The organism is Dactylosporangium siamense, assembly GCF_016862795.1.
In the GTDB taxonomy this organism is placed as follows: domain Bacteria; phylum Actinomycetota; class Actinomycetes; order Mycobacteriales; family Micromonosporaceae; genus Dactylosporangium; species Dactylosporangium siamense.
The window spans coordinates 35,695-52,105 of record NZ_BONQ01000185.1 but is presented as its reverse complement, the minus strand read 5'-3'; the positions used below and the strand labels follow the sequence as shown (position 1 = coordinate 52,105).

The window sequence follows — 16,411 nt, the reverse complement described above, 5'->3', positions numbered from 1 at the left end:
GGAGCAACGTCCGCAGCACGACCTTCGTGCCGGCGGCGATCTGGGCCGGCGTGGTGTACTCCTGCGGCGCGTGACTCACGCCGTCGCGGCTGGGCACGAAGACGAGCGCGGCCGGGGTGATCCGGTTGACCTGCTGGGCGTCGTGGCTGGCGCCGCTGGGCAGCACCCGGTAGGACAGGCCGAGCGCGGCGCACGAGTCGCGGACACGTCCGGCGAGCGCGGCGGACAGCAGCACCGGAGAGGTGTCGGCCAGGACGTCGACCCGCACGCTCGTGCCGTGGGACCGGGCGATCCGGTCGAACTCGGCGGCCAGCCGCCGGGCCACGTCGCGCTGCCGGACGGTGTCCACGTCGCGGACGTCGACGGAGAAGTCGACCGCGCCGGGGATCGTGGTGATCGAGCCGGGCTCGACCTCGAGCCGCCCGACGGTGACCCGGGTGCCGTGGTGCCGTGCGTCGCGTGCCAGCCGGTCGCCCAGCGTCACGCACTCCGCGGCGACCACGAGCGCGTCGTGGCGCAGGTGCATCGGCGTCCCGCCGGAGTGGGTGGCCCGGCCGTGCACGGCGACCCGCAGCCGGGTGCTGCCGGAGATCAGGTCGACCACGCCGATGTCGGCGCCGCGCGACTGCAGGACCTCGCCCTGCTCGATGTGCAGCTCCACGAACGCGTGCCAGTCCTCGGGTGCCCAGCGGGCCTCGTCGGCGCGGTCGGGGGTCAACCCGACGGCGGTCATCGCCTCGGCCATGGTGCGGCCGTCGCGGTCGGCGAGCCGGTCCAGGTCGGCCCGGCCGGTGAGACCGGCGACCATCCGGCTGCCGTTGCACGCCTGACCGAACCGGGCGCCCTCCTCGGCGGCGAAGGCGACGAAGCGCCACGTCCGCCGGCGCGCCGAAGCCCGGCGGGTCACCACCTCAGCGATCTCCATCGCCGCGGCCACTCCGGCGATCCCGTCGAGCCCGCCGCCGTGCGGGACGGTGTCCAGATGCGAACCCGTGCCGAGGGCGGCGGCGTCGCCGGGCAGTTCGGCGATCGTGTTTCCGGCCGGATCCGTGTGCACGAGCAGGCCCAGGCCGCTCATGTGGGCGGCGAAGACGGCGTGCGCCTCCCGTTCGAGGGGGGTGTACGCGAGCCGGGTGCAGCCCTCGCCGGCCTCGGTCAGCCGCGCGAACCGGTCCAGGTGCGCCGCGATCCGGTCACTGTCCACAGTGTCCAGTGCGGCCGCGTCGAGGGCGGTCGGCGGTGTCATGGCGTGTGGTCCGCCGTCCTGACGCCGTCGCGGGCCGAGCAGACCGCGACGACCTGCCCACCGCCGCCCGCCACCGCGGCGATGAGCGGCTCGATCGGTCGGTCGGCGGTGATCGCGTCGGCGACGAGGACGACCCGCTCGGCGCTCAGCCCGTCGGACGGGTCGTGGCCGTCCAGCAGCAGCCGGCCCAGATCGAGGTCCGCCTCCAGGCGGGGGATCCCGAGCTCCCGGGCCACCACATGGGCGAGCAGCACGTCGAGCGTGGCCGACCAGCTCACCACCGAAGTCGGACGGTGCTGCGCGGCGACCTCCGCCAGTGCCGCGCCGGCGAGTTCCACATTGGACGGATCGGCCCGGTTGGTCATGGGCATGAGACTCCTCCTGTCACGTGCGAGCTGTCAGGCTGGGACAAAGCCGTGCGGGCCGCGACGCACGAGCGCCATGGCACCGGGCTCCTCGGCGACGACGGCGACACCTGCGACACCTGGCTCCTCGGCGACGACGACGGCAACCGCGGCGATCACCGCCCCGTCCGCGCGCAACCGTGGCACCAGATCCCGAGCGGTCGCCCCGTTCAGTGCGACGACCACCACCCGGTCACCCCGGTCGAGCTCCCCGAGCTCCGGCGTACACCAGTCGCGATCCGGCACGTCCGAACCTTCGGGGAACGCGACGAAGGGCAGCCCGGTCCACAGGGACACGGCCGCGCCGAGCGCCGCGGCGCCCGGCCCGCCGGCCGCGATCCGGTCGGCGGTCGCGGGGACGTGCCCGGCCAGCCCTTCCGCCAGCCGGCGCAGCAGCGCCGGTCGGGACAGCCACCGGGCCGCCGCGTCCGCGGCGCCGGTGCTCGTCGCCCAGAGGTCGGCCGCCAGCTCGGCGGCGAGCTCGCCCGGGGACCGGTCCAGCGCGGCCAGGGTGAACGGGCTCACGACTCGGCCCGGACCCCGGACACCCGCGGCGCACGGCCGGCGGGCAGGCCGTGCGCCGCGGCGTCGCCGGCGAACAGGTCGGTCAGCTCGGCCACGCCCGGGTCGGCCGCGAACGGCTTGTCGTAGCCCTGTTCCCGGGAGATCCGCTGCGCGGTGTCGAGCACCACCCGGGCCGCGGCCGCGCGCTCGGCCGGATCGGCCACCCGCGACCACGCGGCGCAGACGGTCACCGCGGTGCTGACCCGGCCGGCCGGTCCACTGTGGACCGGCGCGGACACGGCCCACACGCCTTCGTCGAGCTCGTTGTCGCAGACGTCGAACCCGCGCTCGCGGATCAGTGCCAGGTGGTCGATGATCCGGTTCAGCTCGCGCACCGTGCCGGCCGTGAACGACGGGCGCGGAAACGACGAGAGCAGCGCCTCGGCGAGGGCCGGGTCCTGGTAGGCAAGGATCGCCCGGGCCGAGGCCGCGGCGTGCAGCGGGACCTCCTGGCCCAGGCGGACGAACAGGCGCAGCGGCCGTTTCGTGCCGGCGATGGAGACGGCCACCACCCGCCCGTCGATGAGCTGGGTGAGGACGACGGTCTCACCGAGCAGCCGCTCCGCCTCCAGCAGTGCCGCCGGCGGCTGGATCAGGAACGGCTCGTAGTCGTCGCTGTGGCCGAGCTTGACCGCGTTGGCGCCGAGCACGTACCGCTTCGTGGTCGGCGACCGGCTGACGAAGCCTTCGTGCTCCAGGGTGCCCAGCAGCCGGTGCATGCTTCCGACCGGGATCTCCAGCTGCTGGTGCAGCTGCTGCAGCGTCAGCCCCTGCCGGTAGCTCGAGAGGTGATTGAGCACGGCAAGCGCACGCACGACGACGTGCATCGGCTTCTCCTCGCCAGTCTTGCCCATCAGCCGTTCCCCATCCCTCGTGTCGCACATGTTTCCGCCACACGAAATCGTTGTTTCCGCGAGGTCCGAAGTATTGAAGCCACTGTACTGGCTTGTCAATGCCTCCTCTTGACAGCTGCGCGGGACGTTCCAATACTTGCCCGATCGATGGTGGAAATGCAGTTTCCGCCACACGGAAACAGAGTTTGAGGAGGTCCGGCTTGGTAGGCACAGTCACTGCCCGACCCACTGCCGAACCCGCCGCCGCGCGACTGGCGGCGGTGGCGCTGCTCGCCGGCCGGAAGCTCGGCGGTGCCCTGCTCGTGATCTGGGGCGTGGTCACCTTCACCTTCCTCGTCGTGCGGGTCGTCGCACCCGACCCGATCGGCCTGCTCGTCCCGCCCGGGGCCGGCACCGAGGTCCGCGACGCGGTCCGCACCGAGCTCGGGTTGGACGGCTCGATCGTCAGCCAGTACGGCATCTACCTCGGCCACCTCGCCCGCGGCGACCTGGGCACCTCGTTCGGCACCAACCAGCCCGTCAGCGACGACCTGCTCGACCGGTTCCCGGCCACGCTGGAGCTGGCCGTGCCGGCCCTGATCATCGGCGTCGCGCTCGGCACCGGCCTGGGCATCGTCGCCGCGCTGCGCCGGGGCCGGCTCGCCGACCACGCCATCCGCGTCGTCACCGTGGCCGCCCTGGCCATGCCGCCGTTCTGGCTCGGCCTGATGCTGCTCTCGCTGTTCTTCGTCAGCCTCGGGATCCTGCCCGGCCCGATCGGGCGGCTCCCCGCCGGCGTCGACCCGCCGCCGACCATGACCGGCTCCTACGTGCTCGACGCGCTGCTGGCCGGCGACACGCAGACGGCCGGCCTCGCGGCGGCCCAGCTGGTGCTGCCGGTGGCCGTGCTGGCCTGCGGGATCTTCGCACCGATCACGCGGGTGGCCCGCTCGGGCATGGTGGAGGCACTGCGCAGCGACTACGTGCGCACCGCCACCGCCTACGGGTTCCCCCACCGCCGGGTGCTGACCGCGCACGCCCTGCGCAACGCGCTCCTGCCGGTGATCACCATGATCGCCAACGGCGTCGCGTTCGCGTTCACCGGTGCCGTGCTGGTCGAGGGCGTCTTCGGCTGGCCGGGCATCGGGCAGTACGCCCTGGTCGCCGTGCAGCAGTCCGACTTCCCGGCCCTGCAGGGTTTCGTGCTCTACGCCGCGGTCGTCTACGTCGTGCTCTACGCGCTGGTCGACCTCGCCTACGCCGCCGCCGATCCGAGGACGCGCTCATGAGCGCCGCACCGGGCCGCTGGTGGCGGCACCATCCGATGTCCGCCCGGCTGGGTGCGGCGCTGATGCTGCTGCTGCTCGTCGCCGCGCTCGTCGGCCGGCTGTGGACGCCGTACGACCCGAACACCCCCGGCGTCGGGGACCCGTTCCTGGCACCCGGTGCCCGGCACTGGTTCGGCACCGACCAGGCCGGCGCCGACGTGTTCTCGATGACCCTGGCCGCGACCGCGACCGACGTCTGGCTGACCGTGGTCGCGGTGGCCCTCGCCTTCGCCATCGGCGGCGTGCTCGGCGCCGTCGCCGGATACTGGGGCGGCTGGACCGACTGGCTCATCATGCGCGTCACCGAGGTCCTGCAGTCGTTCCCGGCCCTCCTGCTGGCCATGCTCCTGGTCGCGGCCCTGGGCAACGGGCTGGTCAACGTCATCGTCGTGGTGGCCTTCGTGGGCCTGCCCGGCTACCTGCGGCTGATCCGCGCCGAGGTGAAGGCCCGGCGCGGCTGGGAGTTCGCCGACGCCGCGATCCTCGCCGGCAACAGCGGCGCCGGCGTGCTCGCCCGGCATCTCGTCCCCAACAGCCTCACCCCGCTGGTGTCCTACGCCGCCGTCAACGCCGCCTGGGTCGCGATCGTCGTGTCCAGCCTCGGCTTCATCGGCGTCGGCATCGAGCCCGGCAGCCCGGAATGGGGCTCGATGATCGCCGGCGGCCGCGACTTCCCCGACGAGTACTGGATCTCGCTCTTCCCCGGCCTCGGCATCCTGCTCCTGTCGACCGCCTTCTACCTGGTGGGCGACGGCATCGTCGATCGGGACGAGCGATGAGCGCGGCGCTGCTCGAGGTGCGCGGGCTCTCCGGGGTGTTCCGCACACGCGCGGGCGACACCCCTGTCCTGCACGACGTGTCGTTCGACCTGCCGGCGGGCGGCATCACCGCCGTCGTCGGCGAGACCGGCAGCGGCAAGTCGCTGACCGCCCTGTCCATCCTCGGCCTGCAGCCGCCCGGCCTGGTCACCGGAGGCTCGATCCGCTTCGACGGCCGGGAGCTGATGGGTCTGGACGAGGCCGGCTACCGTGCCCTGCGCGGATCGCAGATCGCGATGGTCTTCCAGGACGCCCGCTCGTCGCTCAACCCGGTGCTCACCGTCGGGCGGCAGCTGTGCGACGTGGCCCGGCTGCACCGCGGGCTCTCCCGCCGGGACGCGGCCGCGCTGGTGGAGCAGACCCTGGCCCGGGTCGCGATCCCCGAGCCCCGCCGCCGGATGGCCCAGTATCCGCACGAGTTCTCCGGCGGCATGGCGCAGCGCGTGATGATCGTCATGGCCCTGCTGTGCGAGCCGCGGCTGCTGCTGCTCGACGAGCCGACCACCGGCCTGGACGTCACCACGCAGGCCGACGTCATGGAGCTCATCGTGGCGCTGACCCAGGAGGCCGGCCTCACCACCTGCCTGGTCACCCACGACCTCGGCCTCGTCGGCGAGGCCTGCGACCGGGTGGTGGTGATGCGGCGCGGCCGGGTGGTCGAGCAGGCCGACGCGGCCACGTTCTTCTCCGACCCGGCCACCGACTACGCGCGAACCCTGCTCGCGGCCAACCGCGACACGGTCGACCAGGGCACGGCCAACCAGGGCACGGCCAACCAGGACACGGCCAACCAGGACACGGAACCGGAGGGGACGGCATGACCGAGCCGGGGAAGCCACTGCTGAGCGTCACCGGGCTGCGCACCGAGTTCACCGTGCGCAGCCGAGGGTCCCGGCGCACCCTGCGCGCCGTCGACGGGGTCGACCTGGAGCTGCACGCCGGCCGGACGTCGGCCGTGGTCGGCGAGAGCGGCTCGGGCAAGTCGACCCTGGCCCGGTCCATCCTGCGGCTGGTCGAGCCGACCGCCGGCACCGTCCTGGTCGACGGCCGCCCGCTGTCGGCGTTCCGCCGCCGGCGCGACATCTACAAGGACATCCAGATGGTGTTCCAGGACCCGCGCTCCTCGCTGGACCCGCGCCAGCGCGTCCGCGAGATCCTGGACGAGCCGATGCGGCTGCACCTGCGCCGCTCCCCCGCCGACCGGGCCCGCCGCATCCGGGAGCTCCTCGCGGCGGTGGAGCTGGACGAGGCGATCCTCGAACGGCGGCCGGCCGCGCTCTCCGGCGGCCAGCGCCAGCGCGTCGGCATCGCCCGGGCCCTGGCCGTCGAGCCGAAGGTCGTCATCCTCGACGAGCCGACCGCGTCGCTGGACGCCTCCACCCGCGGTGTGGTGCTCGACCTGCTGGCCCGGCTGCAGCGCGAGAACGACCTCGCCTACCTGCTCATCTCGCACGACCTGCACACCGTGCGCCGGATCGCGCACACCGTGGCCGTGATGTACCTCGGCCGGGTGATCGAGACCGGCCCGGTCGCGGAGGTGCTCCGGCATCCGGCGCACCCGTACACGCAGGCCCTCATCGACGCTGCGCCCGTTGCGGCGCACGGCGGGCACCACCGCACCATCCGCCTCACCGGCGAGATTCCGAGCCCCTTCGACCGCAACCCGGGCTGCGTGCTCGCGTCGCGCTGCCCGCTCGCCGAGGCGAGCTGCACCACCAGGCAACCCTCCCTGGCCGAGTTCCGGCCCGACCACTTCGCCGCGTGCCCGGTGACCCACCGACAACCGCGATGACGAAACTGAGATGAGGACCGCTGCCATGACCCGTTCCCGCTTACGCCGGCGCCTGGCGTACGCGCTCGTGCTCGTCCCCCTGCTGACCGCGTGCTCCGGCAAGACGGACACGCCGAGCTCCGCGCCGACCGGCCTGGTGGCCGCCTGGCCCAGCGACGTGTCCACGATGGACCCCGGTGACACCCGGACCGACCAGGACAAAGAGCTGGCCATGAACGTCTACCAGAACCTGGTCGGCTACCAGCTCGACGCCGACGGCGACCACGCCGTGTCACACGGTCTCACCTCGACGCCCGCGGTGGCCGCGTCGTGGACGTTCGCCGCCGACACGATCACCTTCACGCTGCGCCCGGGCCTGAAGTTCTACCCGAGCGGCAACCCGCTGACGGCCAAGGACGTGGTCTGGTCGCTGCAGCGCGCGCTCAAGCTCAACGGCGCCGTCGAGCTCAACAACAGCGGCGTGTTCAAGCCGGAGCAGATCACCGCGCCGGACGACGCGCACGTCGCGATCCGCTACACCGACAGCGCCGGCGCGCCCGTCAAGGCCAGCGACGTCAACCTGGCCACGCTGCGCACCTGCTGGTACGGGATCGTGGACTCGGAGGTGGCCCGCGGCCACGCCACCGCGGACGACCCGATCGCCAAGGAGTGGCTGAAGAACAACACCGCCGGCAGCGGCCCGTACTTCGTGAAGAGCCGCCAGGTCGGCCAGACCATCAACCTGGCCGCCGTGCCCGGCAACGAGATCAACAAGGCGGCGTTCGAGACGGTGACGCTGCGGGTGGTGAGCGACGGCAACGTGGCGACGCTGCTCAAGGGCAAGAGCGTCAACGTGGCGCTGTACGGACTCAGCCCCCGCGACACCAGCTCGCTGAAGTCCGACGCGTTCCGGGTCGCGCACGCGGCCACGTCCAGCTACGTCTACCTGCAGCTGGCCTCCGACACCGGGCCGTTCGCCGACCAGCGCGTCCGGCAGGCGGTGGCGCACGCCCTGCCCTACGACAGCATCATCAAGAACGTCTGGTTCGGACAGGCCACCCGCGCCGACTCCTACGTGGCGGCGGCCGCCCCGGGCTACGACCCGGCCTGGAAGTCCTACGGGGACAAGGCCGCGGCCACCGCCCTGATGGCACAGGCGGGCAACCCGAAGATCGGCACGAAGCTGCGGTACCCCAGCGAGGACCCCACCTTCGCCACCGAAGCCCAGCTGATCAAGGAGGCCCTCAAGCCGCTGGGCATCGAGGTGACGCTGGAGCCGCAGACGTCGGCGGCCATGTTCAAGCTCATCATCGGCCGCGCGACCAGCAAGTCGCCCGGCGCGCCCGACGACGGCATGGTGCTGTTCAGCCTGTCGACGTACGTCGAGGACGCGAAGACCCCGGTCAAGCTGTGGAGCGTCACCGGCGGCGTGGTCAACTTCGCCCGTACCGGCATCGCCGAGGTCGACACGCTGCAGGCGCGGCACGCGATGGCGCCCCCGAGCGACGAGCGGATCCAGGCATACCAACGGATCCAGCAGCTCGCCGCGCAGGACGCCGGCTTCCTGCCGCTGGTGCTCACCGGCCGGACCATGGTCAGCGCCACCGGGGTGACCGGCCTGGCCTTCACCCCCGAACCAGTGATCCTCTACTGGGCGTTGCGGCCCACGACGTGACCTCCACCGAACTGTGGCGTAGGTCGGCGCGAGCACTCGCGTCGGCCTACGCCGAGGGGTCGACGACACCGGCCGAGGTGGTCGGGTCCGTCATCGAGCACGCGGCCCGCGTCGACGAGCGCCTCAACGTCTTCGCCCACCGTGCGTTCGACGCCGCCCGCGCGCAGGCCGAACAGAGCACCCTGCGGTGGCGCCGCGGCGAGCCGCTGAGCCCCTACGACGGGGTGCCGCTGACGGTCAAGGACAACATCCCGGTCGCGGGCATGCCGTGCGAGTGGGGCAGTCGGGTGTTCGAGGGCCGGGTCGCGCCGCGCGACGAGCTGTGCGTGGCCCGGCTGCGCGAACGCGGCTGGGTCGTGCTCGGCAAGACCAACGTCTCGGAGTTCACCCTCGGCCGCGGCAACGTCAGCACGCGACTGCACGGCACCACCCGCAACCCGTGGGATCCGGCGCTGACGACCGGCGCGTCCACCGGCGGCGGCGCGGCCGCGGTCGCGTCCGGCGTGGGACCGGTCGCGCTGGGCACCGACGGCGGAGGGTCGATCCGCTGGCCGGCCGGCTACTGCGGGCTGGTCGGCCTCAAGCCCTCGGTCGGCCGGGTGCCACGGGTGGACGGGCTGCCCGTCGTCCTGCACGACTTCGAGGTGGCGGCGCCCCTCGCGCGCAGCGTGGCCGACGTCGAGGCGCTGCTGGACGCGATCGCCGGACCGGATCCGCGCGACCGCGCCTCGCACCTGACGCCCGCCGCCGCCGGGCCGGACCGGCCGCTGCGGATCCGGTACGTGCCGCAGTTCGGCGAGCACCCGGTGGACCCGGAGATCACCGCCTCGGTCGACGTCGTGGCCGACCGGCTGCGCGCCCTCGGGCACCAGGTCGACGCCGGCCCGGCCCCGCACGACGTGGCGACCTTCGACGCCCACTGGCCCACCGTCGGCACCGCCGGGCTGGCGTGGCTGCTGCGCGGCCACGACGGCTGGCGCGACGTCGTCGCCGACATCTACCCGCCGATGGTCGCCCACGGCGAGTCGCTGAGCGCCGTCGACTACGTGGCCGCGCTCACCGCCTTCCGCGGGCTGCACCTCGAGCTCGCCGACTGCTTCCGCACCACCGACCTGCTGCTGACCCCGGTCGCCGGCGCGATGCCCTGGCCCGCCGACCAGCTCGCCCCGCCGCACCAGCGGGTGTTCACCGGCATCGCCAACGCGACCGGCGTACCGGCGATCAGCCTGCCCGGCCCCCATTCGCCGGCCGGGCTGCCGATCGGGTTCCAGCTCATCGCCGCGTTCGGCGCCGACCGGCTGCTGCTGCGCCTCGCCGCGCAGTACGAGCAGGCCTACCCGTGGGCCGACCGCCGACCCGTCCCGCCACCGAAGGACACACCATGACCGTAGTGATCGACGCATTCGACACCGCCGGACCCGGCGACGTCGACGGCCTCACCGCCGCGCTGCACCGCCACGAGGCGGCCACCATCCGCCGGCTGGCCCTCGTGGTCAAGACCGAGGGCAGCGCGCAGATCGACGACTTCTCCCGCGAGTACGCCGCCTACCGGGCCCGCGAGGTGGTGACCCGGCACGGCGGGACCGCCCTGCTGGACCGGACCGTCTTCCTGCACTCGACCGGCTGCGAGGGGGCGATGACACCGTTCGGCTACCTCATGGCCGACCTCGAACTGGCCGGCCCCCCGGCCACCCAGCCCACCGGCCTGGCCCTCGGCGTCGGGCGCAGCCGGCCGATCCCGGGCGCGCTGATCGGCACCGTGGCCCACGCCGAGCTCGTCGAGCAGGCCGTGCGGGACGCGATGGCCGACGCCGGGCTCACCGCCGACGCGGTCGAGCTGGCCGTGGTGAAGACCCCGCTGGTCAGCCACGACCCGCCGGCCCCGGACGCACCACCGGCCCGGGTCACCTCGGCCTACGCCAAGGCGGTCGGCGCGCTCGGGTCGGCCGTCGCGCTCGGGGAGGTCGCCCGCGAGCGGGTCGTGCCCGCCGCGTTCGGCACCGAGCTCGACCTGTACTCCCGCCGCACCATGGTCTTCTCCAGCTCCGAGGCGGCCGCCGTGGAGGTGCTGGTGCTCGGCAACCGGGCCGGCGCCACCGGGTCGCTGCGCATCGCCTCCGGCCTGCTCGCCGACGTCCTCGACGCCGACGGCGTCCGCCGGGTCCTCGCCGCCGCCGGCGCCGAGCTCGACGGCGGCCGGGTGGCCGATCCGGGCCGGGTCGCGGCCCTGCTGGTCAAGTCCGGCTACCGGCACGACGGGGCGCTGCGCGGCGCCCGCACCACCGTGCACACCAGCCGCATCGACGCCGACACCCACACCCGGGCGACGATGAGCGGCGTCGCCGGATCGGTGCTCGGCACCGGCCGCATGTTCATCTCGGCCAACTCGGTCCACCAGGCGCCCGACGGCGGCGGCCTGTGCGTGGCGATCGTCGGCCCCGCAGCGCCCGAAGGAGCCTGAACATTCCCATGCTGCCTCTCGTCACCGACGCACAGGCCCGCGATGCCGTCTCCGCCCAGGACGCCATCGACATCGTCGCGCAGACCTACGGCGACCTCGGGTCGGCGCGGGCGTCGCTCAGCGATCCCGGGCTGATGCGCCTGGACCACGACGCGTGGGGCTTCGCGCTGAAAGGGGCCGTCCTGGACCGGTACGGGACCGCCGGTGTCCGGGTGATCCCATCACACCCGGGCGGCGGCAACGGCTGGTGCCTGCTGCTGGACACCGCGTCCGGCCGGCCCCTCGCCCGGGTCGAGGAGACCTGGCTGCACCGGCTGCGGACCGCGGCCTCGGCGGTGGTCACGGCGCGGCTGCTGGCCCGGCCGGACAGCCGGGTGCTCACCCTCGTGGGCACCGGCCGCATCGCCGACCTCGTGCCTCCCGCGTGCGCGGCCGGCTTCGCCGTCGAGGAGATCCGGGTGGTCGGCCGCCGGGCCGGCGCGGCCGCCGACTTCGCCGCCCGGCATCGCGCCGACGGCGTCACGGTGGCGGCGTACGACAGCGTCGACGAGGCCGCCGCCGGCGCCGACGTGATCATCGCGGTGACCTCCGCCACCGAACCCGTGATCCACGCCGGGCACCTGGAGCCGCGCCGCGCCGTCATCGGTCTCGGCGGCGGCGCCGAGATCGCCGCCGGGGTGCTGCTGGCGTCCGACCGGTTCTACGTCGACGAGCTCGGGTTCGCCCGCACGGTGGGGTCGGTGGCCGGTTGGCTCAGGACCGGCCTCGCCCCGGCCGAGCTGCGCGCCCGGCTCACCGGCACCCTGTCCGCCGTCGTCAACGGCGAGGTGCCGGGCCGCACCACCCCGGACGAACGCATCCTCGCCGTGGTGCAGGGCGTGGCCGCCTGCGACGTGGCCCTCGCCTGCCTCGTCGTGGAACGCCTCGGCCTCGCGGTCGACCGCCTACCGGAGTGACCCCCCGAACAGCGGGGCGAGCCGTTCCCGCCGGGCCGGGCCGGCGAGGTCGAGCGGGGGCCCGCCCGGCGGGGAGGGGTCGGCGCCCGCGGTCAGCAGGCCCCGGATCAGCGACGCCGACCCGCCCCGCAGGACCGCGTAGTGCAGCGGCGTCCAGCCGGTACGGTCGACGGCGCCGACGTCCAACCCGGCGGCTACGAGCCGGTCCAGGACCCGCAGCCGGCTGTCGGCCGGGAACAGCCACGGCAGCAGGTGGGCGAGGTTCCGTCCCCGCGCGTCCAGAACGCGGGGGTCGATGCCCGCGTCCAGCAGCGCCTCGACCTCGGCCGACTCGCCGTGCATGACGTACCGCAGCAGCTCCATCCGCAGGTGCACCAGCGGCGGCGGCAGCCACCCGTCGGATCGCCCCCAGTTCTGCTCCACGGCGGCGCAGCCGGTCGGGGCGCGACCGGTGAGGGCGCTGAGGGCGCGTTCGCGGGCCAGCTCCTGCGGTGGGTGCGGGAAGTGCAGGGCGCCGTCACGGACCGCCACCTTGTGCACGCCGGCGCCGCAGAGCATCTCCACCGGACCGGGCAGTTGTGCGGGGGCCGGCGACGTGGGTGCCCGCGAGGGGAAGAGCGCCGCGCCGACGAGTGGGTGCAGCTGCGCCGGGTCGTACTCGCCGGAGCGCAGCCGCTCCAGCACCGGTGGGTAATGCTGGGCGGCGTGCGGCAGCACGGGCACCCCGTCCGGCGGCCCGTTGTGGGTCGGCACGGTTCGCACCCGGGGGCCGGCGGGGTCGTCGAGCCGGTCGAGCAGGAGGGCGTGGGACGACGGCAGCCGCGCCATGACGACGTCACTGCCGGTGATCCCGGCGAGGTGCCGGGCCCGCTCGGCGAGCATGGTGAGGCCCGGCCGGTAGTGCTTGACCAGGTCTTCCGGCGCGTCGAGCACGAACCCGGCCGTGCGCCACGCCTCGGCGACCCTGACCTCCTTGAACAGGCGGAGGACCCGCTCGGTGCCGTCGTCGAAGCTGCCGCAGCGGGCCAGGAGCTCGGTGGTGTGCCGGTCGTCCCAGCGTTCCCGGGACAGGTGCAGACCCCGGTGCTCGTCCTCGGCGGTGACCGGTCCGACCCGCAGCGTCAGCCGTTGCGGCTGGTCCGTGGCGGCGGGTCCGATCACGCACAACGCTGTTCCGGTGCCGTACACGCTGAGCGGCGTCAACGGGCCGGTGGCGTTCAGCGGCTCAGCGGGGCCCGGCAGGTGCCAGCGCAGCAGGTCGGGCACGAGGTGCCCGAGATCGTCGGCGACCCGATCGGCGACCTCAACACCAAAGGTGCGGGAGACGGCCGCGAGGTCGACGTCCGGGGCGATGTTGGCGGCCTCGCACGCGCCGCGCCAGTCTCCCGCGAGCCGCCGCCGTGTGGCCAGCTCGATCATGCCGGCCGGCACGCCGTGCTGACGCATCACGTTCCTCCCGACGGCGGTGTGCAAGGGTATCGCTCGAGGAGCGCCCTGCCGATCGAGGCAAGGTGGGCCCGCACACCCGGCGGGCCGGTCACCTCGAGCCATTCGACCAGTCCGGCGAGCTCGCCGGCGATCACGTACTCGTCGTTGCCGCGGATCACGACCTCGACGCGGCCGTCGGGCGTGGGGCCTCCCACCTCGAGCCGGCCGCCGAACCCCATCCGGAGCAGGCGTATCCCGTGGGGCGTGCAGAGCGCCTGGATCTCGAGGGGCATTCGCCTGCGGTCGACCTCGTCGGCGATCTCGCGCCAGCTCCCGGCGAGGTCGAAGTCCTCGGGTCGGTGCACGGGATCGGCGGTCGGGTTGACGGACGACACGCGGTCGATCCGGAAGGTCCGCCGGCCGGCCTCGGTGTTGGAGACGAGATACCACGACGGCCCTTTGGCGACGATGCCCAGCGGGTGGACGGTTCTCCCGGTCTCGGTGCCGGTGCGGTCGACGTAGCCGAGCCGCACCTGGACGCCACGGATCACCGCGTCCTGGAGTTCGTCGAGGAAGCGGGGCGGGCGGTGCTCCACCCGATCCGACCCCCACCGTCGGGGGTCCGTGACCAGCGCCGACGCGGCCGCCTCGGCCTGCACCCGGAAGGGCTCCGGCAGGGCATGGACGAGCTTGCGCAGCGCCGCTTTCACGGCCGGCGTCGCGGCCGAGGCCGGGCCGGCCACCAGGAACAGGGCGCGGGCCTCACCCGCGGTCAACCCGGACAGGTCGGTGCGGGCGCCGCCCACGAGGCGCCAGCCGCCGCCTCGGCCCTGCACGGAATACACGGGCACCCCGGCCATGCCCAGGGCGTCGAGGTCGCGGCGGGCGGTGCGCTCGGAGATCTCCAGCTCGCGGGCGACCTCTGCCGCTGTCACCTGCTCGCGCTGTTGCAGCAGCAGGAGGATGGCCATCAACCGGTCGGCTCGCACCCCGACAACATTTCCACATGAAACCGGTCATGGGGTGACCGGTTTGGGTCGGCAGGATGGCGGCATGACCACCGATTTTCCCGAACCGACCATGATTTCCGTCAACGGCGTGGAACTCGAAGTCTTCGAGGCCGGCAGACACCATGCAGGGCGACCCATTGTGCTGTGTCACGGCTGGCCGGAGCTCGCCTATTCCTGGCGTCATCAGGTGCCTGCCCTCGCCGCGGCGGGCTACCACGTCATCGTCCCGAACCAGCGGGGCTACGGCAACTCGTCCCGTCCGGCCGCGGTGCCGGACTACGACATCGAGCACCTGTCGGGTGATCTCGTCGCGTTGCTCGATCACTACGGATACGACAATGCCACCTTCGTCGGCCATGATTGGGGTGCGTTTGTCGTCTGGGGCCTGACCTTGTTGCACCCGAACCGTGTCAACAAGGTGATCAACTTGAGCCTGCCGTACCAGGAGCGCGGGGAAACGCCCTGGATCGAGGTCATGGAGGCCGTGCTCGGCGGCGACTTCTACTTCGTCCACTTCAACCGGCAGCCAGGCGTCGCCGACGCCGTGTTCGACGAGAACACCTTCCAGTTCCTTCGCAACCTGTACCGGAAGAACGTGCCCTTCACGGAGCCTCAGCCGGGCATGTCGTTCATCAATCTCGCCGGAGCGGGGACCCCACTCGGTGATCCCTTGATGAGCGCCGACGAACTGGCCGTCTTCGTCTCCGCGTTCGAGGCGTCGGGGTTCACGGGCGGCATCAACTGGTACCGGAACCTCGACCGCAACTGGCGTCTGCTGGCGGACGCGGACCCGATCATCCAGCAGCCCACACTCATGATCTACGGCGACCGTGACGCGGTCCAGCGGTCCGAGCGGCTGGCCGAGTTCGTGCCCGACGTGGAAGTGGTCAGTCTGGACAGCGGCCACTGGATCCAGCAGGAGCGGCCCGAGGAGACCAACCGGGCCATCCTGAAGTGGCTGGACCAGCGGCACTGACCGGGTCGCCGGCCGGCCGGCCGGCGCGGCATGCAACCCTGTCGCGGTGTTCGCCCGTCTGGCAGGTGTGCGTCCTGCGATCTTCGGCCGGCCGGCCGCCGTGGTGGTGTTGCTGCTCATCACGCTGACCGGCGACGGCATCACCGTGACACGGCCCGCGCAGCTGGCGCCGGCCGTGTCCGCCGTCCCGGTCGGCGCCGCGCCCCTGCCCAGCCCCACCGTGCCGGCGTCGCCGTCGCCCAGCCCGACCTTCCATGACGGCGACGGGCGCTTCGGCGCCTTCATCACGACGGGGAGCCCGGCGGTCGCCCTGACCTTCGACGACGGGCCGGACCCGATCAACACCCCCAAGCTGCTGGCCATGCTGCGGGAGCGGCACATCCACGCCACGTTCTGCATGGTCGGGTTCCGGGTCCGCGACCGGCCCGACCTCGTCCGGGCCATCCACGCCGACGGGCACACCCTGTGCAACCACTCGTGGCAGCACCTGCTGAACCTCGCCCAGCGCGACGACGCCTACATCGACTGGGACCTCAAACACACCAACGAGATGATCCGCGCGGCGGTCGGCACGGACGTGCCGGTCCGGTACTTCCGCGCGCCCGGCGGCAACTTCACGCCCGCCCTCGTGGCGAAGGCGCGCTCGCTGGGCATGGACTCGATCTCCTGGGACGTGGACCCGCGCGACTGGGAGCACACCCACGACAGCGGCGCGTCGGCGCACATCTCCCGCGTGGTGAGCCACGTGAAAGGCCACACGCGCCCGGGCTCGATCGTGCTGTCCCACGACAACGGCCAGCCGAACACCATCACCGCCTACCAGTACCTGCTGCCCTGGCTCCAGGAACGCTTCACCCTGGCGGGCCTGCCCCCCGACGGACTGTGAGGTTCGCCGAGCTCAACCACACGTGGGCCCCGGGAGGATTCCCGGGGCCCACGTC

At 73.3% G+C, this 16,411-nt stretch carries 16 protein-coding genes; 10 read left to right on the top strand and 6 right to left on the bottom strand.

All coding sequences use genetic code 11. From position 1 onward, the window contains the following. From Dsi01nite_RS53805 to Dsi01nite_RS53790, 4 genes are all read right to left on the bottom strand, one after another. Positions 1-1,246, bottom strand: a 1,246-nt coding sequence (locus Dsi01nite_RS53805) for a Zn-dependent hydrolase (RefSeq protein WP_203854285.1), incomplete at its 3' end; no start/stop codon positions are given. Next, positions 1,243-1,617: a hypothetical protein gene (locus Dsi01nite_RS53800; RefSeq protein WP_203854284.1), complete on the bottom strand. Its 375-nt coding sequence runs from the start codon at positions 1,615-1,617 to the stop codon at positions 1,243-1,245. The genes Dsi01nite_RS53805 and Dsi01nite_RS53800, both read right to left, overlap by 4 nt. Before the next feature lie 27 nt (positions 1,618-1,644). Beyond that, a complete protein-coding gene (locus Dsi01nite_RS53795) occupies positions 1,645-2,175 on the bottom strand; it encodes a hypothetical protein (RefSeq protein WP_203854283.1) in 531 nt (176 codons plus the stop codon). After that, the gene (locus Dsi01nite_RS53790; protein ID WP_203854282.1) at positions 2,172-3,068 is read right to left on the bottom strand and encodes an IclR family transcriptional regulator; all 897 of its coding nucleotides are present in this window, start codon (positions 3,066-3,068) and stop codon (positions 2,172-2,174) included. The genes Dsi01nite_RS53795 and Dsi01nite_RS53790 overlap by 4 nt, the downstream gene beginning before the upstream one ends. Positions 3,069-3,268: 200 nt before the next feature. Between Dsi01nite_RS53790 and Dsi01nite_RS53785 the strand changes: the two genes are divergently transcribed. The 8 genes from Dsi01nite_RS53785 to Dsi01nite_RS53750 are packed head-to-tail and all read left to right on the top strand — an operon-like array spanning position 3,269 to position 12,056. Further along, the gene (locus Dsi01nite_RS53785; RefSeq protein WP_203854281.1) at positions 3,269-4,336 is read left to right on the top strand and encodes an ABC transporter permease; all 1,068 of its coding nucleotides are present in this window, start codon (positions 3,269-3,271) and stop codon (positions 4,334-4,336) included. Beyond that, positions 4,333-5,154 carry an ABC transporter permease gene (locus tag Dsi01nite_RS53780; protein ID WP_203854280.1) on the top strand — a complete coding sequence of 274 codons (822 nt, stop codon included), beginning with the start codon at positions 4,333-4,335 and terminating at the stop codon, positions 5,152-5,154. The genes Dsi01nite_RS53785 and Dsi01nite_RS53780 overlap by 4 nt, the downstream gene beginning before the upstream one ends. Continuing rightward, the gene (locus Dsi01nite_RS53775; protein WP_203854279.1) at positions 5,151-6,014 is read left to right on the top strand and encodes an ABC transporter ATP-binding protein; all 864 of its coding nucleotides are present in this window, start codon (positions 5,151-5,153) and stop codon (positions 6,012-6,014) included. The genes Dsi01nite_RS53780 and Dsi01nite_RS53775 overlap by 4 nt, the downstream gene beginning before the upstream one ends. Then, positions 6,011-6,985 carry an oligopeptide/dipeptide ABC transporter ATP-binding protein gene (locus Dsi01nite_RS53770; RefSeq protein ID WP_203854278.1) on the top strand — a complete coding sequence of 325 codons (975 nt, stop codon included), beginning with the start codon at positions 6,011-6,013 and terminating at the stop codon, positions 6,983-6,985. The genes Dsi01nite_RS53775 and Dsi01nite_RS53770 overlap by 4 nt, the downstream gene beginning before the upstream one ends. A 25-nt stretch (positions 6,986-7,010) precedes the next feature. Beyond that, positions 7,011-8,639, top strand: a complete 1,629-nt coding sequence (locus Dsi01nite_RS53765; protein WP_203854277.1) for an ABC transporter substrate-binding protein — start codon at positions 7,011-7,013, stop codon at positions 8,637-8,639. Then, positions 8,636-10,024: an amidase gene (locus Dsi01nite_RS53760; RefSeq protein WP_203854276.1), complete on the top strand. Its 1,389-nt coding sequence runs from the start codon at positions 8,636-8,638 to the stop codon at positions 10,022-10,024. The genes Dsi01nite_RS53765 and Dsi01nite_RS53760 overlap by 4 nt, the downstream gene beginning before the upstream one ends. Continuing rightward, complete coding sequence (locus tag Dsi01nite_RS53755) at positions 10,021-11,100, top strand: ring-opening amidohydrolase (RefSeq protein ID WP_203854275.1); 1,080 nt, start codon at positions 10,021-10,023, stop codon at positions 11,098-11,100. The genes Dsi01nite_RS53760 and Dsi01nite_RS53755 overlap by 4 nt, the downstream gene beginning before the upstream one ends. 8 nt (positions 11,101-11,108) lie before the next feature. Then, positions 11,109-12,056 carry a hypothetical protein gene (locus Dsi01nite_RS53750; protein WP_203854274.1) on the top strand — a complete coding sequence of 316 codons (948 nt, stop codon included), beginning with the start codon at positions 11,109-11,111 and terminating at the stop codon, positions 12,054-12,056. On the opposite strand, the gene Dsi01nite_RS53745 is transcribed toward Dsi01nite_RS53750, so the two are convergent. Next, the gene (locus Dsi01nite_RS53745) at positions 12,045-13,502 is read right to left on the bottom strand and encodes an ankyrin repeat domain-containing protein (protein ID WP_203854273.1); all 1,458 of its coding nucleotides are present in this window, start codon (positions 13,500-13,502) and stop codon (positions 12,045-12,047) included. The genes Dsi01nite_RS53750 and Dsi01nite_RS53745 overlap by 12 nt on opposite strands. Beyond that, positions 13,502-14,455 (bottom strand): helix-turn-helix transcriptional regulator, encoded by a 954-nt coding sequence (locus Dsi01nite_RS53740; RefSeq protein WP_239137167.1) that lies wholly within the window; start codon positions 14,453-14,455, stop codon positions 13,502-13,504. Before Dsi01nite_RS53740 ends, Dsi01nite_RS53745 begins: the two co-directional genes overlap by 1 nt. Before the next feature lie 82 nt (positions 14,456-14,537). On the opposite strand from Dsi01nite_RS53740, the gene Dsi01nite_RS53735 reads away from it, so the two are divergent. Continuing rightward, entirely contained in the window at positions 14,538-15,470 is a 933-nt protein-coding gene (locus Dsi01nite_RS53735; RefSeq protein WP_239137165.1) for an alpha/beta fold hydrolase, read from the top strand. 46 nt (positions 15,471-15,516) lie between these two features. Then, on the top strand, positions 15,517-16,356 hold the full coding sequence (locus Dsi01nite_RS53730; protein ID WP_239137163.1) for a polysaccharide deacetylase family protein: 840 nt from the start codon (positions 15,517-15,519) through the stop codon (positions 16,354-16,356). Positions 16,357-16,411: the final 55 nt, after the last annotated feature.

Bases quoted from the DNA above. Each gene is read 5' to 3' on its own strand.
- Dsi01nite_RS53740 (WP_239137167.1), bottom strand. From the start codon at position 14,455: ATGGCCATCCTCCTGCTGCTGCAACAGCGCGAGCAGGTGACAGCGGCA.
- Dsi01nite_RS53745 (WP_203854273.1), bottom strand. From the start codon at position 13,502: ATGCGTCAGCACGGCGTGCCGGCCGGCATGATCGAGCTGGCCACACGG.
- Dsi01nite_RS53750 (WP_203854274.1), top strand. From the start codon at position 11,109: ATGCTGCCTCTCGTCACCGACGCACAGGCCCGCGATGCCGTCTCCGCC.
- Dsi01nite_RS53735 (WP_239137165.1), top strand. From the start codon at position 14,538: ATGACCACCGATTTTCCCGAACCGACCATGATTTCCGTCAACGGCGTG.
- Dsi01nite_RS53765 (WP_203854277.1), top strand. From the start codon at position 7,011: ATGACCCGTTCCCGCTTACGCCGGCGCCTGGCGTACGCGCTCGTGCTC.
- Dsi01nite_RS53790 (WP_203854282.1), bottom strand. From the start codon at position 3,068: ATGGGCAAGACTGGCGAGGAGAAGCCGATGCACGTCGTCGTGCGTGCG.
- Dsi01nite_RS53780 (WP_203854280.1), top strand. From the start codon at position 4,333: ATGAGCGCCGCACCGGGCCGCTGGTGGCGGCACCATCCGATGTCCGCC.
- Dsi01nite_RS53775 (WP_203854279.1), top strand. From the start codon at position 5,151: ATGAGCGCGGCGCTGCTCGAGGTGCGCGGGCTCTCCGGGGTGTTCCGC.
- Dsi01nite_RS53800 (WP_203854284.1), bottom strand. From the start codon at position 1,617: ATGCCCATGACCAACCGGGCCGATCCGTCCAATGTGGAACTCGCCGGC.
- Dsi01nite_RS53755 (WP_203854275.1), top strand. From the start codon at position 10,021: ATGACCGTAGTGATCGACGCATTCGACACCGCCGGACCCGGCGACGTC.
- Dsi01nite_RS53770 (WP_203854278.1), top strand. From the start codon at position 6,011: ATGACCGAGCCGGGGAAGCCACTGCTGAGCGTCACCGGGCTGCGCACC.